The sequence below is a fragment of the Litchfieldia stipae genome (assembly GCF_014837155.1).
GTDB lineage: Bacteria > Bacillota > Bacilli > Bacillales > Bacillaceae_L > Litchfieldia.
Window position 1 is genome coordinate 151,696 of sequence record NZ_JACYHA010000005.1, and the last position, 19,541, is coordinate 171,236.

At 37.0% G+C, this 19,541-nt stretch carries 22 protein-coding genes; 4 read left to right on the top strand and 18 right to left on the bottom strand.

The window, feature by feature from the left end:
- Window positions 1–22 precede the first annotated feature (22 nt).
- From F7888_RS08240 to F7888_RS08250, 3 genes are all read right to left on the bottom strand, one after another.
- Window positions 23–1,339, bottom strand: a complete 1,317-nt coding sequence (locus tag F7888_RS08240; RefSeq protein ID WP_191778698.1) for a CBS domain-containing protein — start codon at window positions 1,337–1,339, stop codon at window positions 23–25.
- A gap of 114 nt (window positions 1,340–1,453) precedes the next feature.
- Window positions 1,454–1,699 carry a YtxH domain-containing protein gene (locus tag F7888_RS08245; RefSeq protein ID WP_318246250.1) on the bottom strand — a complete coding sequence of 82 codons (246 nt, stop codon included), beginning with the start codon at window positions 1,697–1,699 and terminating at the stop codon, window positions 1,454–1,456.
- 94 nt (window positions 1,700–1,793) lie between these two features.
- Window positions 1,794–2,477: a metal-dependent hydrolase gene (locus tag F7888_RS08250; protein WP_191778700.1), complete on the bottom strand. Its 684-nt coding sequence runs from the start codon at window positions 2,475–2,477 to the stop codon at window positions 1,794–1,796.
- Between the two features lie 168 nt (window positions 2,478–2,645).
- On the opposite strand from F7888_RS08250, the gene F7888_RS08255 reads away from it, so the two are divergent.
- Complete coding sequence (locus tag F7888_RS08255) at window positions 2,646–3,746, top strand: M24 family metallopeptidase (RefSeq protein ID WP_191778701.1); 1,101 nt, start codon at window positions 2,646–2,648, stop codon at window positions 3,744–3,746.
- 48 nt (window positions 3,747–3,794) lie between these two features.
- On the opposite strand, the gene F7888_RS08260 is transcribed toward F7888_RS08255, so the two are convergent.
- Window positions 3,795–4,037, bottom strand: coding sequence for a hypothetical protein (locus F7888_RS08260; protein ID WP_191778702.1), 243 nt, complete (start codon window positions 4,035–4,037; stop codon window positions 3,795–3,797).
- 200 nt (window positions 4,038–4,237) lie between these two features.
- The gene (gene ald / locus F7888_RS08265) at window positions 4,238–5,359 is read right to left on the bottom strand and encodes an alanine dehydrogenase (protein ID WP_191778703.1); all 1,122 of its coding nucleotides are present in this window, start codon (window positions 5,357–5,359) and stop codon (window positions 4,238–4,240) included.
- 240 nt (window positions 5,360–5,599) lie between these two features.
- Between ald and F7888_RS08270 the strand changes: the two genes are divergently transcribed.
- A complete protein-coding gene (locus tag F7888_RS08270) occupies window positions 5,600–6,052 on the top strand; it encodes a universal stress protein (protein ID WP_191778704.1) in 453 nt (150 codons plus the stop codon).
- A 53-nt stretch (window positions 6,053–6,105) separates the two neighbouring features.
- Here F7888_RS08270 and argH read toward each other — a convergent pair whose 3' ends face one another.
- Together argH and F7888_RS08280 are read right to left on the bottom strand one after the other, a co-directional pair.
- Window positions 6,106–7,476: an argininosuccinate lyase gene (gene argH / locus F7888_RS08275; protein ID WP_191778705.1), complete on the bottom strand. Its 1,371-nt coding sequence runs from the start codon at window positions 7,474–7,476 to the stop codon at window positions 6,106–6,108.
- The gene (locus F7888_RS08280) at window positions 7,473–8,675 is read right to left on the bottom strand and encodes an argininosuccinate synthase (protein WP_191778706.1); all 1,203 of its coding nucleotides are present in this window, start codon (window positions 8,673–8,675) and stop codon (window positions 7,473–7,475) included. The genes argH and F7888_RS08280 overlap by 4 nt, the downstream gene beginning before the upstream one ends.
- 230 nt (window positions 8,676–8,905) lie before the next feature.
- Here F7888_RS08280 and F7888_RS08285 point away from each other — a divergent pair, with 230 nt between their 5' ends.
- A complete protein-coding gene (locus tag F7888_RS08285) occupies window positions 8,906–9,220 on the top strand; it encodes a hypothetical protein (protein WP_191778707.1) in 315 nt (104 codons plus the stop codon).
- 303 nt (window positions 9,221–9,523) lie between these two features.
- On the opposite strand, the gene F7888_RS08290 is transcribed toward F7888_RS08285, so the two are convergent.
- The 9 genes from F7888_RS08290 to sppA form a co-directional block, all read right to left on the bottom strand.
- The gene (locus tag F7888_RS08290; protein WP_191778708.1) at window positions 9,524–10,036 is read right to left on the bottom strand and encodes a MogA/MoaB family molybdenum cofactor biosynthesis protein; all 513 of its coding nucleotides are present in this window, start codon (window positions 10,034–10,036) and stop codon (window positions 9,524–9,526) included.
- Window positions 10,033–10,878 carry an EcsC family protein gene (locus F7888_RS08295; protein WP_191778709.1) on the bottom strand — a complete coding sequence of 282 codons (846 nt, stop codon included), beginning with the start codon at window positions 10,876–10,878 and terminating at the stop codon, window positions 10,033–10,035. The genes F7888_RS08290 and F7888_RS08295 overlap by 4 nt, the downstream gene beginning before the upstream one ends.
- Before the next feature lie 145 nt (window positions 10,879–11,023).
- Complete coding sequence (locus F7888_RS08300) at window positions 11,024–12,214, bottom strand: acetate kinase (protein WP_191778710.1); 1,191 nt, start codon at window positions 12,212–12,214, stop codon at window positions 11,024–11,026.
- A gap of 219 nt (window positions 12,215–12,433) precedes the next feature.
- Window positions 12,434–13,444, bottom strand: a complete 1,011-nt coding sequence (locus tag F7888_RS08305) for a class I SAM-dependent methyltransferase (protein WP_191778711.1) — start codon at window positions 13,442–13,444, stop codon at window positions 12,434–12,436.
- A gap of 99 nt (window positions 13,445–13,543) precedes the next feature.
- Window positions 13,544–14,044, bottom strand: a complete 501-nt coding sequence (gene tpx / locus F7888_RS08310) for a thiol peroxidase (RefSeq protein ID WP_191778712.1) — start codon at window positions 14,042–14,044, stop codon at window positions 13,544–13,546.
- 166 nt (window positions 14,045–14,210) lie between these two features.
- Window positions 14,211–14,636 carry a GerW family sporulation protein gene (ytfJ, locus tag F7888_RS08315; protein WP_191778713.1) on the bottom strand — a complete coding sequence of 142 codons (426 nt, stop codon included), beginning with the start codon at window positions 14,634–14,636 and terminating at the stop codon, window positions 14,211–14,213.
- An 11-nt stretch (window positions 14,637–14,647) separates the two neighbouring features.
- On the bottom strand, window positions 14,648–15,349 hold the full coding sequence (locus F7888_RS08320; protein ID WP_191778714.1) for a DUF2953 domain-containing protein: 702 nt from the start codon (window positions 15,347–15,349) through the stop codon (window positions 14,648–14,650).
- Window positions 15,350–15,443: 94 nt separating this feature from the next.
- Window positions 15,444–15,947, bottom strand: a complete 504-nt coding sequence (locus F7888_RS08325; protein WP_191778715.1) for an RDD family protein — start codon at window positions 15,945–15,947, stop codon at window positions 15,444–15,446.
- Between the two features lie 15 nt (window positions 15,948–15,962).
- A complete protein-coding gene (gene sppA / locus F7888_RS08330) occupies window positions 15,963–16,976 on the bottom strand; it encodes a signal peptide peptidase SppA (protein ID WP_191778716.1) in 1,014 nt (337 codons plus the stop codon).
- A gap of 172 nt (window positions 16,977–17,148) precedes the next feature.
- Between sppA and F7888_RS08335 the strand changes: the two genes are divergently transcribed.
- Entirely contained in the window at window positions 17,149–17,949 is an 801-nt protein-coding gene (locus F7888_RS08335; RefSeq protein ID WP_191778717.1) for an NAD kinase, read from the top strand.
- Between the two features lie 62 nt (window positions 17,950–18,011).
- Here F7888_RS08335 and F7888_RS08340 read toward each other — a convergent pair whose 3' ends face one another.
- Complete coding sequence (locus F7888_RS08340; RefSeq protein WP_191778718.1) at window positions 18,012–18,218, bottom strand: alpha/beta-type small acid-soluble spore protein; 207 nt, start codon at window positions 18,216–18,218, stop codon at window positions 18,012–18,014.
- Between the two features lie 119 nt (window positions 18,219–18,337).
- Window positions 18,338–19,540 (bottom strand): tRNA uracil 4-sulfurtransferase ThiI, encoded by a 1,203-nt coding sequence (gene thiI / locus F7888_RS08345; protein ID WP_191778719.1) that lies wholly within the window; start codon window positions 19,538–19,540, stop codon window positions 18,338–18,340.
- Window position 19,541: the final 1 nt, after the last annotated feature.

Below are 19,541 nucleotides of genomic sequence, written 5' to 3' on the forward strand. Positions count from 1 at the left end.
GGATGCAGGAGCATCCCTTTTTTTAACGGTCAATTAATTGAACCATCATCATCGCCTTACCAACGACAACTCCTTCATTAAAAACCTCAACATCCACTTTACCAAACTTTCTTCCCACTTCTAAAACCTTTGGCTTAATTTCAATTATACTATCAATTTGAACTGGTTTAATAAAATAAATGGTGATATTCTCAACAACAAGATCCCCTTTTTTATACGAACGGAGAACTCGGTTAGCAGCTTCAGTCACAATCGTTGTAAAGACTCCATACGAAATAGTCCCTAAATAATTGGTCATTTGTGGTGTAACCCCACATCTGTAGACGATTTCACCTTTAACATCAGAAGTCGAATCTTCAAACTGGCTTGTAATGATATCCTCAATCGTTTCCCCAACCTGTGGCTGGCGACCAATCATTTGAAGAGCTTTTAAGACATCTTGACGACTAATAATTCCTTGCAACTTATTATTTTGGTTAACAACAGGTAATACTTCTATCCCTTCCCACACCATCATATGAGATGCAGAGGCAACAGAGGTCTTTTCATTAACGGTCATTGGTTGCTTCGTCATCAGCTTTTCAACAGGAAAAGATGGGTCTCGTCCCATTACATCCTTAGAGGTAATGATCCCTACTACTTTCATTTGAGAATCAACGACTGGGAAACGACCATGACCTGTCTCTTGGTTATATTGATGCCAATGGCCTACAGTATCAGTATTTTTGAGAAAAATCGTTTGATCAATCGATGTTAAAATATCTTCAACCAACACAATTTCCTTTTTAATTAACTGATCATAGATGGCACGATTAATCATCGTCGCCACTGTGAATGTGTCATAACTAGTTGAAATAATTGGTAGTTCTACTTCATTAGCTAACTTTTTCACTTGCTCATCTGTATCAAAGCCGCCTGTAATCAACACCGCTGCCCCTGTATTTAACGCATATTCATGTGCTTTCGTCCGATTCCCTACGATTAATAGGTTCCCAGCTCCGGTATATCTCATCATCGCGTCGATTTTCATTGCACCAATGACAAACTTATTCAATGTTTTATGAAGGCCAGTTCTGCCACCAAGTACTTGGCCATCAACAATATTGACAACCTCTGCAAATGTCAGCTTCTCAAAGTTTTCTTTCTTTTTTCTTTCAATACGGATTGTCCCAACACGTTCAATCGTACTGACATAGCCTTTATTTTCAGCTTCCTTAATCGCTCGGTAAGCAGTTCCTTCACTGACGGCCATATCCTTAGCAATTTGCCGAACCGATATTTTTTCACCAACTGGAAGTTCATCAATGTACTGTAAGATTTGTTCATGCTTTGTTGCCAACTGCGTCACCCTCTAGTCAATCTATTTCATAGACCATTTGTAAATGCTCCTTTTGATATAGTTACTATTATATAGGTGAGTGTGGCTATATTCAATCAAAGGTTCCTCACTATTCTATTGATACTGTCTGATTCTGCGACCTTTTTGTGACATGTCTTTTCTTGTTCCAACAACTTGCTTTCTTTTTTTCGGACTATATAATAATCCGACTAAATTCCCACCGACTACAATCAATGCAAATCCAAGCCAAGCCATTGAAAATATACCTTGTAACCCTGGCGCTTCAATCGATAAATTAGGGATGCCATAATAGAGTAGTAATCCGCAAATTAATAAACAAAGAATCAGTCTGTTCTTCATCAATATTCCTCCTAGATAGATAGCTTGGTTCATTCTATGCACCCAACCATGAAAACATACATTTCTAGAAGAATCCTTCTTTAGAACTTGTCACTTATAGCTCCACTGACTCTCCAGCCTGAAGAACCTTGCCCACGCCCTCTGCCAATAGACGAACAAAGGAATTTGGATCTTGAGAGATTACTGGGAACGTATTGTAATGCATTGGAATAACCATTTTCGCCCCAATCCATGAAGCTGCAACACTTGCATCCTCTGGCCCCATTGTGAAATTATCCCCAATTGGGAGAAATGCCAAATCTATTTGATTTCGTTCTCCAATGACTTTCATATCTGAGAAAAGGGCAGTATCTCCAGCATGATAGATGGTTTTTCCATCAGCTTTGAAAAGGATCCCCGCTGGCATTCCTGTATAGATGATTTCCTTCGTTTCCTCAACTGTATAGCTAGAACCATGAAATGCTTGTGTTAACTTTACGGTTCCGAAATCAAACGTATGTGATCCCCCAATATGCATTGGATGAACCCTAACACCTTGCCAACTTAAGTAAGTAGCAAGTTCAAAAGGAGCAACAACGAGTGCATCATTCTGTTTAGCAAGTGAGACTGTATCACCAACATGATCATTATGACCGTGTGACAATAGAATCACATCGACTTTTTCATCTTCAGCCTTCAGATCTGTTTTTCCGTTTCCTGTAATAAATGGATCAATAATAATCGTCTTTCCTGTTGTATGTATTTTCACTACTGAATGTCCATGATATGAAACCTTCATTCAATAACCACTCCTCACTTTTTTATTAATTACTATTTCGATATGTATGGAAAGATTCCTTTGTCCTCATCCTTTCCTATTAAAAAAATGTCCAAACATAAGAAGATAAAGTTTACTTTTTTTCCTGTACTTGCTAATCTAACATTACAAGGAAAGGGTGTGGAGCAAATGAATCATCGTTTAGAAAAGACCACAGATTGGTTAAAAGAAAAAGACATTTCATTTTGTATGCTTACGTCAACTCCAAATGTATTTTACCTAACTGGGTTCTATACCGAACCTCATGAGCGACTCTTAGCATTGTTTGTATTTCAAGATAAAGAACCATTTCTAGTGTGTCCTGCAATGGAAATCTCACAAGCAAAGGCAAGTGGTTGGGAATATGAAATCGTTGGTTTTAGTGATACAGATCAACCTTGGGATCTAATTAAACAGGCTCTGACAAAGAGAAATCTTAATGTATCAACGGTTGCTATCGAGAAAGAACATATGAATATTGAACGATATGAGAATCTTGTGTCATTATTCAGTCATGCTACTTTTATATCTGCCGAGGAAAAGTTACATACATTACGAATGATTAAGGATGAAAAAGAAGCAGAAATCCTAAGAGAAGCTGCAAAGCTTGCCGACTATGGAGTTGAAGTGGGGGTTAATGCACTCGCTAAAGGAAAAACAGAGTTGGATGTGTTAGGAGCAATTGAATTCGAATTAAAGAAAAAAGGTATACGTCAAATGTCCTTCGATACGATGGTACTAACTGGGCTAAAAACTGCTAGTCCCCATGGAAAACCAGGTTTGGCTGAAATCACTCCCGGTCAATTAGTCTTATTTGACCTAGGCGTCGTATTAGATGGATATTGTTCAGATATTACTAGAACGGTTGCTTTTGGTAGTATTAATGAGAAGCAGGAAGAAATCTATCAAACAGTACTGAAAGCTCAACTTAACGCTGTGGCTGCTAGTCGACCTGGCGCAAAGATTGGTGATATTGATACTGCTGCTCGATCTATTATCACTGAAGCTGGATATGGAGATTATTTCACCCATCGAGTAGGCCATGGACTTGGCATTGATGTGCATGAGTTCCCTTCCTTAAACAGTACTAACAAGATGGAGCTCCAAGTAGGTATGGCATATACGATCGAACCAGGAATCTATCTTGATGGAGTGGGTGGCGTTAGAATCGAAGACGATCTCATCATAACTGAAACTGGTGCTGAGCTCCTTACAAAGTTCCCAAAGGAATTACAGATTATAAAGAGATAACTAAAAAACGAGAGTAGAGAAATGCTAATCATTTTTCTACTCTCGTTTTTAATAGTGCTTTTTGGAGAGAAGTCCGAATGCAAGACTTTCTATGTACGGCTTTACTTGTCCATTTCTTGACTGAATGATATAAAGGGACTCTAGAATCATCTCCATTTCCTTTTCATCCACAATGGTATCTACATCTGAAAATAAAGACTTAATATTTGTCATATATGTTGTGTTATCGATTCTAATTTTTAATTTATCATCTTGAATATCTTCTAATATATTCATGATCTTTTCATTCAAAAATTTACTCCTCACTTTCTTCCTCTCTTCTTTCGAGAAAGATAATTTAATACTAGCGGTTAATTCTATTCCATAGTATGTTTAACGCACATCATATCCATCAGTAAAATATAGTCAATTGAAAGATGTTTAAATGAAGAAAAACGAACGCAGCCAGGAAATTGAAGGGGATAAAAGCCCCAAACAGGGGCTTTTACCATTTATGAAATACCTAATAAATCTTTTGTATTAGAATATGTTAATCCATGTGCTTGTGCAACAGCTTCATAAGTAACAAAACCATTTAATGTATTTATACCTTTACGTAGTGCTTCATTTTCAATACATGCCTGTTTATAACCTTTATTTGCAATCTGAATTGCATAAGGAACAGTTACATTTGTTAAGGCAATTGTTGAAGTTCTTGGAACTGCACCTGGCATGTTTGCCACTGCATAATGAACAACATCATGCTTAACATAAGTTGGGTTATCATGTGTTGTAATTCGGTCTGTTGTTTCAAAGATACCACCTTGATCAATGGCAATATCAACCACAACTGAGCCTGATGACATTGATTTAATCATTTCCTCACTCACAAGCTTTGGTGCTTTTGCGCCTGGGATTAGAACAGCTCCGATAACTAAATCTGACTCTTTTATTGCCTGTCCGATATTAAGAGGATTTGACATCAGAGTCGTGATATCATTACCGAATATATCATCTAACTGACGAAGTCGTTCAGGGCTTAAATCAATTATCGTTACTTGTGCACCAAGACCTATAGCCATTTTGGCAGCATTTGTACCAGCAACACCTCCACCAATAATTGTTACCTTACCACGTCTAACACCTGGCACACCTGATAATAGAATTCCTTTACCACCTTTAGGCTTCTCTAAAAATTGTGCGCCTAATTGTGCTGCCATTCGACCTGCAACTTCACTCATTGGAGTTAATAAAGGAAGCTGGCCATTTGCTAACTGAACGGTTTCATAAGCAATCCCTACAACCTTATGCTTTGTAAGCGCCTCTGTTAACTCAGGTTCTGGTGCTAAATGTAGATATGTAAAAAGAATCAAATCTTCTCTGAAATAAACATACTCTGATGGAAGCGGCTCTTTCACCTTCATGACCATTTCCATTGACCAAGCCTCATCAGCTGTAGCAACGATTTTTGCACCCGCTTCGATATATTGTTTATCTGAAAATCCAGAGCCTTCTCCAGCACTTGTTTCAATAAATACGTCATGTCCAAATCGCACTAAATTTACAACTCCAGCTGGTGTCATCGCTACACGGTTTTCATTGTTCTTTATCTCTTTCGGTACTCCAATACGCATGACATTACACCCTCCTTAAATTCCGCACTTTTATGTATCAAGATGTTTTCATTAAGCAATATCACGTTAAACTATATCACCAATTAAAGCTATGTTAAACTATTTTTTCTAAAAGAAACATGTCCACAAATCCATTTCCTCCCATTTGTTCACGAGAAATTCATGGATTCCTCATTTCCAAACTCAATAGAGTGATATAATTAAAGTGTAACATTATATCTATTGTGGGGGGCGTTTAAAGTGAGTTTAACCTATAAACGTATTCTGGTAGCAATTGATGGTTCACAAGAGGCTAGTTGGGCATTCAAAAAATCACTTGAAATCTGCAAGCGAAATAACGCTGCGCTCATTATCACTCATGTTATCGATACTCGAACATTTGCCACAGTGGAGGCATATGATCGTACCGTTGCTGAAAAAGCAGAAAAGTATGCCGAGCAGCTAATGAGTGAATACAAATTACATGCAGAACAAGCTGGAGTGAAAGAAGTCTTCACTACTATCTCCTATGGTTCACCAAAAGTCAAAATTGCCAAAGAAATTGCCCCAAAACATCATGTTGATCTTATTATTTGCGGAGCAACAGGTCTTAATGCAGTAGAAAGATTCTTTATTGGAAGTGTATCAGAACATATTACTCGTTATGCAAAATGTGATGTCCTCGTTGTTCGTACTAATAAAGATTCTATATAGAAAAAAAGGGAATGTGATTAAGTGAATTTCACTTAACCAACATTCCCTTTTGTTTAGTTCTTTTCTTTAATTTTTGCTATAGCTTTTCGGACTTGTTCAAACCCTGTTCCACCTGCACTATTTCGTCGACTTACGGCATTAATCGGCTGTAATACTTCATAAATATCTTCAGTAAATAAGTCTGATGCTCCCTTGTAATCCTCTAGCGGTAAATCAAGTAAATAGATTCCCCGTTGAATACAAGTTAGTACTAATTTCCCAACAACTTCATGGGCATCTCGGAAAGGAAGTCCCTTAGCCGCTAAGTAATCAGCCAGTTCAGTTGCATTAGAGAAATCCTTCTTAACAGCCTCAGCCATTACTTCTGATTTTACTTTTAACGTAGAAATCATCCCAACAAAGATTTTAAGTGACCCCTTCACAGTTTGAACAGTGTCAAACATGCCTTCTTTGTCCTCTTGCATATCCTTGTTATAAGCTAAAGGAGTACCCTTTAGAACCGTTAATAAGCCAAACAAATTACCATAAACCCGTCCAGTTTTTCCACGGATTAGTTCCGCCATGTCAGGATTTTTCTTCTGTGGCATAATACTACTTCCCGTTGCGAAAGCATCATCAATTTCAACAAACTGAAATTCTTGGCTGGACCAAAGAATTAATTCCTCACAAAAACGTGATAAATGCATCATCACAAGGGAACAATTACTTAGAAATTCAACAATGAAATCACGATCACTAACTGCATCAATGCTATTTTCATAGATTCCATCAAAACCAAGTAATTCTGCACTATAATGTCGATCAATATTAAATGTTGTTCCAGCTAATGCCCCAGCACCTAGAGGTGAAAGATTGATACGCTTAATGGAATCGTTAAGACGATCTGCATCACGCTCTAACATTGAATAATAAGCAAGTAAATGATGTGCAAAAGAAATTGGTTGTGCTCGTTGCATATGCGTATAGCCTGGTACAATTGTTTCAACATTCTGCTCGGCTTGATTGACAATTGCATCTTGTAGCTCGTTGATTAACCCAATGATTTCTTTCACTTGATTTCGTAAATACAAATGCATATCAGTGGCTACTTGATCATTACGGCTTCGTCCAGTATGAAGTTTCCCACCAACAGGACCGATCTCATCAATAAGCATTTTCTCAATATTTAAATGGATATCTTCTTGAGCCACAGAAAACTGTAGCTCATGATTATTTGCTTTTTCTAATAAAATGGTTAATCCATTCTTTATGTCTTCTACTTCGTCAGCTGTTAAGATGTCACATTTACCAAGCATGGTTACATGTGCGATACTACCTTCAATATCTTCTTTAACTAATTCTTGGTCAAAAGAGATCGAGGCACCAAACTCATCAACCCATTCTTCGGCGCTCTTCTCAAATCGACCTCCCCATAATTTCTTCACACGTTCACCTTCTTGTTATTTACAATGCTATTAACCTTTGTTGGTAATCCCCATAGAGAAATAAATCCAACAGCTGCATTGTGGTCAAACTCATCATCTGATGTATAAGTAGCTAATTTTTCATCATATAGAGAGTAATCAGATTTACGTCCTTCTACAATTGCATGACCTTTAAACAATTTGACACGGACGATCCCTGTTACTGTTTTTTGTGTTTCATCAAGGAATGCAACTAATGCATCTTTCAGTGGTGAGAACCATAATCCGTTATAGATAAGCTCCGTTAACTTCTGACCGATGACTGGTTTGAAGTGAGCGACTTCTTTTACTAGAGTAATATCCTCTAATTCTTTGTGGGCCTTTAATAATGTCATTGCACCAGGACATTCATAGACTTCACGTGATTTAATCCCAACTAAACGGTTTTCAACATGGTCGATACGTCCGACTCCATGCTTTCCTGCTACATAATTCAATTCAAGAATTAAGTCTGCTAGTTTATAAGACTTACCGTTTAACGTTGTTGGAACCCCTTTTTCAAAACCAATTTCTACGATTTCAGGAGTATCAGGTGTTTTATCAAGTGGAGCAGTAAGATCATACGCTTCTTCAGGTGGAGCAACCCATGGATCTTCTAGAACTCCACATTCATTACTTCTCCCCCAAAGATTTTGGTCAATTGAAAATGGGCTATCCAAGTTAATTGGAATTGGAATATCATGCTTTTTCGCATAATCGATTTCTTCCTCACGAGACCATTTCCACTCACGTACAGGAGCAATCACTTCTAGGTTAGGATTTAAGGCGTTAATAGATACTTCAAAGCGAACCTGGTCGTTTCCTTTGCCCGTACATCCGTGTGCAACGGCTACCGCTCCTTCTTTTTCAGCTATTTCTACAAGCTTCTTAGCGATTAGAGGACGAGATAGTGCAGAAACTAATGGATATTTGCCTTCATATAATGCATGTGCTTTCAATGCATACAATGCATAATCATTCGCAAACTCATCTTTTGCATCAATTACATAAGATGAGACTGCCCCAACTGTTAATGCCTTTGATTTAACGAATTCTAAATCCTTTCCTTCACCAACATCCAAGCAGCACGCAACAACTGCATATCCTTGTGCTTGTAACCATTTAATTGCCACACTCGTATCTAATCCACCAGAATAGGCTAGAATCACTTTTTTATTCATTTGTTTAAATCCCCCAGTCAGTATATTCATTCGTCTTGTTTAATATTTATTCATTATCAATACGTATACTTTAGCAACTTTTTTTAATTTTTTCAATACTTATACAAAAAAAAGTATAAAAATAAATAACACATTAGATTGTATGTTTCATGATAGTCTTTCGTGAAACAAGTGGGCATTCCTTTTTTCATAGTGTAAAATGGAGATAAGTGAGTTATGGGGGGAGAACATTGAAGGAACATTTTCAGTATGATGAAAGATTAGGAATAGAAATCCCTGCATTATCTAAACATTGGGAAGAGTATAATAAGGATGAGCAACAGGGAATTTTATTAATGTGGGAAGGTATACGTGGCAGGATCCCAGATCGAATTGCAGATTTAGAAAAAGTCATTAATGAAAAACAAGCACAACTAGGGAATGAATTAGATTTTCCTAAGTCATGTGTGTTAAATTCAGAAATCTCTGAGCTAGCTTCCATTATAAATGATCTATGGATTTGGTATCGTTCAAACCAAAAAGTGTCACAAAAAGGGCATTACTAATTAATTTTGGCTGTTTTCCCAAAGTTTGTTGTTTTTAGCTGTACATTATTTAAAAAATAGAATTCTAGCAGACTGAATACACGAAGACTCCCGTGGGATGCGTGAGCCAAAGTGAGACCCCACAAGAGCCAGCGACGAGGAGGCTCACCGCTCACCCCACAGGACGCGGAGTGTATTCAGACTGCGACTTTAAAAGCAACAATTTATACGAAAACAGCCTTAATTTTTATTAAAAGAGAGACCAGCCTCGGAACTTTTGTTCATTGGCTAGTCTCTCTTTTTCTTGTATGTATCGGTTCTTTGTTATAAATCCTTCTTTATTTCTCGTATCACATGACCCAATTCTGGTAAAATTAATTTCTCCATTGCTAATTTCACAGCTCCAGTTGATCCCGGGGTTGAAAATACAGCGGTATCAAGTGAAACACCGGCTATTGCTCGTGACAGCATCGCAGCAGATCCAATATCCTCTGTATAGCTTAACATTCTAAAGAGCTCTCCAAAGCCAACGATTTCTTTGTCTAGCAGCTTTGTTACGGTTTCTATCGTCACATCTCTCTTTGCGATTCCAGTTCCACCATTTAAGATAACAGCATCAATGTCATCACTCTCACAGCCTTTGATTATTTCTTGATTGATTGTGGCTTCGTCATCATTTACAATCACATAGTCGATCACGTTATGTCCATAATCGTTCAGTAACGAGTTCATTAATTGACCACTTTTGTCTGATTCTTTTGTTCTAGTGTCACTAACTGTAATTACTTTACAACGTACACTTTTTGGTGATTCCTTTTTATGCTGCAACGAACTCACAATTCATTTCCTACCTTTTCATTTAAATATCGATATTGATAAAATTTATGGGCAAACTCAGTAACCTGTCTTGTGAATTGATAATTCATACTAGCTCCAATTGTCATCCCTACTAATGGCAGACCTTGAATGAGTTTCTTTCTAAACATGAAAATGACAAAGCCTTTTAAAATTTGCTTTAAAGGCTGTTTAACCCACGCCTCGTTCACAAAATGATCAGTTCCTTCATAGAAAAACGGGTTATCTGTCGCTCCATCTAACTCCTCAATTAGTTCTTCCCAGCCACGATGTTTTAGATTCTTAGGTAAGGTTGCTCCGTGAAAAACCTTAAGAGAAAGCATCATTTCGTATGGGGTGCTTGTTTCATAACCATAGGTCATTGCAATCAGCTGTACCGCCCTTAGGTTAATAATCGTCATCGTTAGAATATCAGTTCCGACTAATAAAAGTCCCCCTGTTCCAACTAAGCCCCCTTGAGCAAATGAATACACGCGATGCTTTGCAATTTGATGGTCGGCCAAATATGCAAGTTGATCCAGTGTTAAGTTTTTTAAATCAGATAATTGATCCACCTCATCATGGAAAGCTCTTGCCGATGTAATGATTCGATCTCTTGCATCCATTTGTAGCTGAGTACCTTGAATCACAGCATGGAGATGAAATAACCAATTGTCTATTTTAGCAAAAAATTCTGTTCTTACTTCGTCAGGTACTAATTGAAAAGACTGTTCTAGAAGTTTATCGTAGGTCATTTGGAAATCAGTGAGCTCATAATCATACAATTGCTCACGCCAATGATTAATGTCCTCTAATACTTTTTTCTCACGCTCAGATAATACCACGTAAACTAGCCCCCTAACTTTCGTTCATTTTGTGTTCAATTATATCATATGTAATAGCTAATCAATAAACAGAGGCCTTTCACAAAAAAAAAAGTGTAGAGAAGGAAGTTTTCCTTTTTCTCTACACTTTCTTAAGATGCTCTAATTAATGTGCTAAACGAACAGCATCACGAGCAATCATTACTTCTTCATTTGTAGGAATAACAATTACTTTTACTGGTGAATGTGGATAGTTGATAAATTCTTCTTCTCCATGAATTTGTTGGTTACGTGCAGGATCCCAATAAATTCCCATGAACTCTAAACCACGAAGAACTCGTGCACGGATAACATCACTATTTTCACCGATTCCAGCAGTAAAGATAATTGCATCTACACCGTACATTCTTGCTGCATAAGAACCAATATACTTATGAATACGACTAGCAAATACTTCAAGTGCAAGTTCTGCACGTTCATTTCCGTTATTAGCCGCTTCAGTGATATCACGTAAATCACTTGAGAATCCTGAAATCCCTAGGATACCACTCTTTTTATTAAGAACATTTAATACTTCGTCAGCAGTTTGACCTGTTTTCTCCATAATATACGGAATTAATGAAGGGTCAATATTGCCTGAACGAGTTCCCATTGCCACACCAGCAAGTGGAGTGAATCCCATAGATGTATCAATTGATTTTCCACCTTCAATTGCAGCGATACTTGCCCCGTTACCTAAATGGCAAGAAATTAAACGCAATTGTTCAATAGGTCTGCCTAGTAACTCAGCAGCACGTTCTGATACATATTTATGAGAGGTACCGTGGAAACCGTATTTGCGGATTCCAAACTTCTCGTAATATTCATATGGAAGACTGTATAAGAATGACTTCTCAGGCATTGTCTGATGGAAGGCTGTATCAAATACCGCAACAGCAGGTACAGTTGGTAGTACTTCTTTGAACGCCTTAATTCCTGTGATGTTTGCAGGGTTGTGAAGTGGTGCTAATTCTGATAATTGATCTAGCTTTGCTAACACTTCATCAGTAATTAATACTGAATCACTAAACTCTTCACCACCATGGACTACACGGTGACCGATTCCATTAATTTCATCTAATGATTTGATAACACCAGTTTCTGTTAATTTATTTAAAAGTATTTTAACTGCAACTGAGTGATCTGGGATATCAGTTACGTCAGTTTGCTTTTCACCATTAACTGTAATACTAAAGATTGCATTATCAAGGCCGATTCTTTCTACTAATCCTTTTGTTACAACTTCTTCACTTGGCATTTCAAATAACTGAAACTTTAATGATGAACTTCCGGCATTTATAGCTATGATTTTCGACATTTGTTCCGCTCCTTTTTTTGTGGTTACCATGGTGTATGTATTAGTATCATTTCTCTACATTATTCTATGCAATTTGACACTTTTATATCTGCCTTTTCCATTTAAACACCGAGAAGTCCACATTTCAAGTGAGAAGACCAATTGGAAACGTTTTCGACACAAATTCTTTAAATTCAGATAAATAAAATGACATATTTTGTTATACCAGGGGTTAGAAATTTATCGTTTTTCTACTTCCAGCTTCTTCTCATCCTCAAACCACTGATCAATTTTTTGAATCATGCTAGTCATTGAGTCTCGATTTGAAAACGATGGGAGATTTGCTAATAATGCTTGTTTTGGAGCCGTGATTCCCTCTGCTTTCTTTTGTAACATGAAGATACTTTTAGCTGCATCTTTATTCCTAAACATTGTTGTAGGCAATTGAATAAGCCCCTGAATATGCATATTTTCTGTAATAAATGCATTTAGCTTTGGAGCCTCAGGACTTTCAAATAACGCATTTGGAATAAGCAAAACGATATATCCGCCTGGCTTAGTATGGTTCAAGCTTTGTTCGATAAATAAGTGATGTGCATAGGAATGACCAGAGTCTACTTTCAATGTATAGTTCGCAGCATTCACGTCGTTTGGGTAATATCCATACGGTAAATCACAGACGACAATATCCACTGGATCAACATATAATTTTTCCAGGCTATCTTGATTATATAATTGGATATTATGTTCTTGAAGATTTGCACTGACATAGGCTAATTTCACTAGTAAGTCATCTACTTCACTACCAAATGCATTTATCTCCTTATCAGCATTTTGGTTCATCACGGCTGTTAGTAAATTCGCAGTCCCTATTGCTGGATCAAATATTGTGAAATGCTTTTTGTCTCTTGTTACTTTACTAATGAGATAACCTATAAATAAAGCAACGGCATCTGGTGTCATTTGATGATTTACTTGAGCTCCTTCATGCATTCCCTTTAGAATGGCAAGCTGGTAAGCCTTTCTGATTTCTTCCTTGGAATAGTTCATCTTCAGTAAGGAACTATATTCTTTTTCAAGATGTTTCTTACTTAGTTCACTAACCTCTTCTTGCACAATTGCTTGTTGAAAGATATTCTCTCCTGTTTCAGCCACTGCTTCAATGTAAGTGCACGATAATTCCTCTTTTAAAAGGGTAGCTGTTTCGTCAATCAGTTTAAATAATATTTCTACTTGAGATCTTTGTTCCATCGTTTTCCTCCTAAATGGTCTTACCCAATCTAAACATAAAAGAGCCCCTAGTATTTCCAGGGCTCCCTAGTCAATTTTAAGCTATTATGTCATAAAAAATTATTGAGCTGCCTTAGCCGCTTCGATTGCACCTTCATAATTTGGGTGGTCTGTAGCTTCACTTACATATTCAACATATGTAATTTTATCATTACTGTCAATCACAAAAACAGCACGAGCTAGTAAACGTAATTCCTCAATTGCTACACCATATGCTTCTCCGAATGAAAGGGAACGGTGATCTGACACAGTTTGAACATTCTCAATGCCATTCGCTCCACACCAGCGCTTTTGTGCAAACGGAAGATCTACACTTACTGTTAATACCTTCACGTTACTTAAGCTTGCTGCTTCCTCATTAAAACGACGTGTTTGTGCATCACAAACTCCTGTATCAATTGAAGGAACTACACTTATTAAACGTACTGACCCCTTTGAATCTGCAAGTGTAACTGGTGATAAGTCATTTGCTAATACTGTAAAGTCTGGTGCAGTATCCCCTACTTTAACTTCTTGACCTAGTAATGTTACTGGATTGCCTTTAAAAGTGATATTTGCCATTCCCAATTCCTCCCTTATTATATGTACAGATAAATTCTAGCTATATCTTCTACAGATTGCAATGATTTGCACCTAGATTGACAAATTTTTATGATAAAGAATAGAGCTGTCCTTTAAGTGCTTCACTTACTTTGCACTTTTGTTAGTGGACAGCCCTTAGAACCTCTTATATATTAAAATCTTGATTATCTTGACTTTGAGCTTGATTATCACCTTGCTTGTTTTTAAACATTTGCTGTACTTTATCAACTGCTTGTGGTGCAAGTTCTAATAATTTTTCATACAGATGTGTATTTTCATCTAAGTGAAGCATTTTCACACCTGAAGCATTAACAATTAGAAATGCGATTGGGGTAATTGATACTCCTCCCCCGCTACCTCCACCAAACGGTAAGCTAGCTCCTTCTCCTTCTTTAGAAGGTTGAAATTCACTACCACCAGCAGCAAATCCAAACCCTACCTTTGAGACGGTTAAGATAACACTTCCGTCAGGTGTTTCTACTGGATCCCCGATAATTGTATTAACATCAATCATTTCCTTAAGATTTTCCATTGCTGTGGTCATTAACCCTTTAATTGGATGATCTGACATTATACTTCCTCCTAGCTTTTAGTGATTTTCGAATTACTACCTGTCAACATGGAGAGGGGAGCTGACTTGAATTTTGGTAAATTCCCCTTCCAATATCTAACCAGTCTAATTCCTGCTAACATAGCTTTCCCGACTCTGAAGTGAAACATACATTCAAATTTGGTCTCTGAATATAATTGTTGAAATAATGGGGTTATCGATATATTGGGCTTCGCCTTTAAGTTCATATACTGACTTATAATACCTAGCAAAACACCTTTTACTGACCACCCTAATCCGACGAAAATACCCGTTTGAGCAGCGTCTCCAATTCCAAAAGCAGTATGCCAATTAACCTTTGTCACTGTAACAGAATGAAGAAATTTCTTAATAATCTTATGGAAATTTGCGACATGGTCAAGGATGGTTCCAGAATCTTGAATAGCTCTAATGATTTCATCTGGAGTGAATTTTTTCTTTTTATCTTTTGTCTTCTTTTCCTTCAGATTGCTTTTTTCCTCATGCTTCAATTCGATATTAGGTGAATCATCATCCACCTTAATCTGTGGAATATGAATGGTGTATCTAATAAGTCCAAACCAAAGGCTAAATTTAATCTTGATATCCTCATTTTTGGGTGAATGATTGAATAGAATCAACACTTTTAACTTACTAATAAGAAGAATAAATAAAAGAGCAATAATAATTAAAAAAATGATTAAAACCCATTTCACTCCACGCACATCCTTTCAATCTTCCATTATCACCCTTCTACAAATGATATAAACATCCCTTTCCATAAAAAAAAGAATGCAGTTGCCCGCATCCTTAAGATTGTTTATTTAATTCCTTATGTTCGTGTATAACCGTTGTTTCTGCAAATAGATCATGAATTCCTTGCTTCTTTGGTAGGAATGCAATTATTAAATACCCAATATATGTGACCTTGGAAATAAATCGTCCGACAAACTCACGAAATATCACAGTTCCCCATGTGAGTTCTTCCCGTGAAATGGTTATTACTTTTAGACCAAAAACCATTTTCCCTAAAGTTTGTTTAAAATATTTTGTCATTAGCACAAAATAGAGAAAATAGGTTAAAGCTGTTGTGATTGAAATAGGAGCAAACATACTAGCTCCTGATAATGGTAAATCAATTAGTTTGAAAATAGGATAAACAATCAGCCTGTTAATACTTCCAACAACGATTAAATCCAGTAGATAGGCCCATAACCTCATCCAGAACCCTGCATATTGTATGTAAACTGCATCATTTGGAGACTGAACAAGATTTTCTGGCTGCTCATGTGCGTTGTTATAAGATATATCCATCAAATCACGCCTCCTTTACTTTGCATACAAATACATCATTCGAGGTGAATTAGGTTGAGATAGTAATTGGACCAGAGATGCCATTTCAATATCATCTGTAAACAGTTTTTTGGCACTCATTGAGAAGAGTGAACTTAGACCATAATTTGCTTCATATTCAACCACATTAACGTCTCCAAGATCATAATCTGCTTTCATTGCTTCTAGTGCATCCTCAAAATAACCTAATTCATCGACAAGCTTCAACTCTTTAGCTTGCCTTCCATCATAAATTCGTCCATCTGCAACTTTTCTTACTTCAGCTTCTGATAAATCCCGACCCTTTGAAATCACATTAACAAAACCTTCATAAGCATTATCGACCATGTTCTGAAGAATATCTCTTTCTTCGTCTGTCATTTCTCTTGATGCTGACATGATATCTTTGTATGGGCCGCTCTTTATTGTTTCAAAGGTAACACCATACCTTTCAGCTAACCCTGAATAATTTATCCCTTGCATAATTACTCCAAGTGATCCTGTTAATGTATCAGGAACCGCAAAGATTTTGTCAGCCGGAGCTGAAATATAATATCCACCTGATGCAGCCATCGTGCCCATTGAGACATAGACTGGTTTTCCAGTTTCTTCTTGCAACTCAACAAGTCGATCATGAATCTCAGCACTCTCAACTACTCCACCACCAGGGGAATTCACACGAAGAATGATCCCTTTAACAAAATCATCCTCCTTCGCTTGATCAATCATTCGTAAAAATGCTTGATGCTGATACCCTGTTGGACTAAACAAAGAAGTAACGTCATCACCAGTATCCTGTATTGCACCATTTACTTTCAGAACTAGAATTTTATCAAGTCCATTCCCTGGCGTAATACTATGTTCTATGAATTCTGTATCTGTCGCACCAAATAAATCATCCGTCCAACTACCACTTTCATTAAATGCAACTGTAGAAGCAAAATTCACCAAAATTGAGATAATAAAAAGTCCTGCTGCAATCCCTAAAGCTGCCCAACGTTTTCCATTCATTCTTTTTTCAACTCCTTTTATTCTAGACACATACCTATTTACGACTCATTTTACTTTTGGTTTCAATTTCATGTAAACTGATATTATATTGTAACAGAAATTTCTAATTTTGGATAAATTAACTGTTATAATCATCTTGAAATCTAATTTTGCTTAAATGGAGGAATGAACGATGCCAGATCGCAGAAATCTTTACTTCTTTTATGAGAAATCTAAAGAATTAATTCAAAAAGTTGATGAGTTAAAGGCTTTAGCAAGGGATTATCAATTTACTGTCGTTACGGACCACTTAAAAGCTAATATCATCGTTAGTATTGGTGATGATGGAACTTTTTTGCAAGCGGTACGTAAAACCAATTTCCGTCAGGATTGTCTCTATGTTGGAATCTCAACCACTGGTAGCCTAAGTATGTATTGTGATTTTGATATCAAAGATATCGACGGTTTAGTTGAAGCCATGACCACTGAGCAAATTGAAGTTAGAAGATATCCTACAATTGAGGTAAGTGTTGATAATGAAGCTGCATTTTATTGCTTAAATGAATGTTCTATTCGTTCACCCATCATCAGAACTTTTGTTATCGATGTTTACATAGACGATCTTCATTTCGAAACATTCCGTGGGGATGGAATGATTGTTGCAACACCTACTGGAAGTACTGCATATAACAAATCTGTAAACGGTGCAGTCGTTGACCCACTCTTACCATGTATTCAGGTCAGTGAATTAGCCTCTTTAAATAATAATCAATACCGAACCCTTGGATCCTCTTTCATTTTAAGTGAACAAAGAAAGCTATCCTTGAAAGTTGTCCAGGATGGGAATGATTTCCCTATTATCGGAATGGACAATGAAGCAGTTAGTATTCAACATGTTGAGAAGATTGATTTTAGCCTAAGTGACCGAAAGATTAAAACCGTCAAGCTCAAGAACAATTCATTCTGGGAAAAGGTGAAACGGTCCTTTTTATAAACAGCATTTACTCATGAAAAAGAGCGGGATGTTACTCCCGCTCTGTAGCCACTTATATTAAATTATTTTTGGAAAGAACCACTCATTTGTTGTTGAGCGAAAGAAACTAAACGTTTAGTAATTTCTCCACCCACAGAACCGTTAGCGCGAGAAGTAGTATCTGCTCCAAGGTTTACACCAAATTCAGAAGCAATCTCATACTTCATTTGGTCGATCGCTTGTTGTGCACCTGATACTAGAAGTTGGTTTGAGCTGCTGTTGTTTGCCATGTGCTATCACCTCCTTGTGAGTATAGATTGTGTAAAAAAACGAATGTTAATTCAATTTTTTTATTGGTAATTGTTCACAGGATTGTCATGATATGCAAATAGCTTCAACATCAATTAAATTAAAATAACTCTTCTAATTCACTCTTGCTAGTACTCTTGCCGATTTTGACTACTTCTGTATTTTCAACAGCTCGATTGATTAATTCATTAAAATCAATAAAGCTCTCGTAATACTCAACTTTTTCTCGTTTTGGCCTTGTTTTGGGAGCTGCAGGACTAAAGATCGTACAGCAATCTTCATATGGTCGGATTGAAATATCATAGGTATCAATCTTTCTTGCGATATCAATGATTTCTGTTTTATCCATGGAAATGCATGGTCTGAGCATAGGAGTGCTAGTGACATCATTTATTGCGTACATACTTTCCATCGTTTGACTTGCCACTTGTCCTAAGCTCTCACCTGTCGTTATTGCCAACCCAGTTCTTCTATTTCTTATTTCATCTGTAATTCTCAGCATCATTCTTCTAGTAGAGATGAGTGAGTAATTTTCAGGTACTTGCTTTTGAATCACTTCTTGAATTTCTGTGAAGGGAACAATATGCAAGTTGATATCTGGACCAAACTGAGTAAGAACCTCTGATAGGTCTACAACTTTTTGCTTTGAGCGTTCATTTGTATAAGGTGGACTATAGAAATGAACAGCTTCTAGTTCTACCCCTCGCTTCATCGCTAGATAACCAGCTACTGGACTATCTAGACCACCCGAGAGCATTAGCATTGACTTTCCGCTCGTGCCTACTGGCAAGCCACCAGCACCAATTATATCCTTACAGGTAATATAGCTAGCTTCCTTTCTCACCTCGACACGCACATTTATCATAGGGTTATGGACATCCACGACAAGTTCATCTACATTTGTTAAGATATGACTTCCCACTTGATAGTTTATTTGATTTGTATCGAATGGGAATAACTTATCCGATCTCCTTGCAGATACTTTAAACGTCTTACCTTCATAATCAAGCTCCGTAAATGCAAACAAGGCAGCTGCTTTAATGGCATCAATATCGCTTTCTGTCTTCACAGCCAGACTAAATGAATGAATACCAAACACTTTTGTAAGGCGTGCGGATATCTCTTCATGATTTTCACCATTTAAAACGATAAAAATCCGATCTCTTGTAGTCTCAATCTTAATCTGAGGATAATCAGTTAATTTATTTTGAATGTTTCTCTTTAATTTATCTATGAATCGTTTTCGGTTTCGTCCTTTTGTTGAGATTTCACCAAAACGGATTAGTATATGGTCATATTGCATG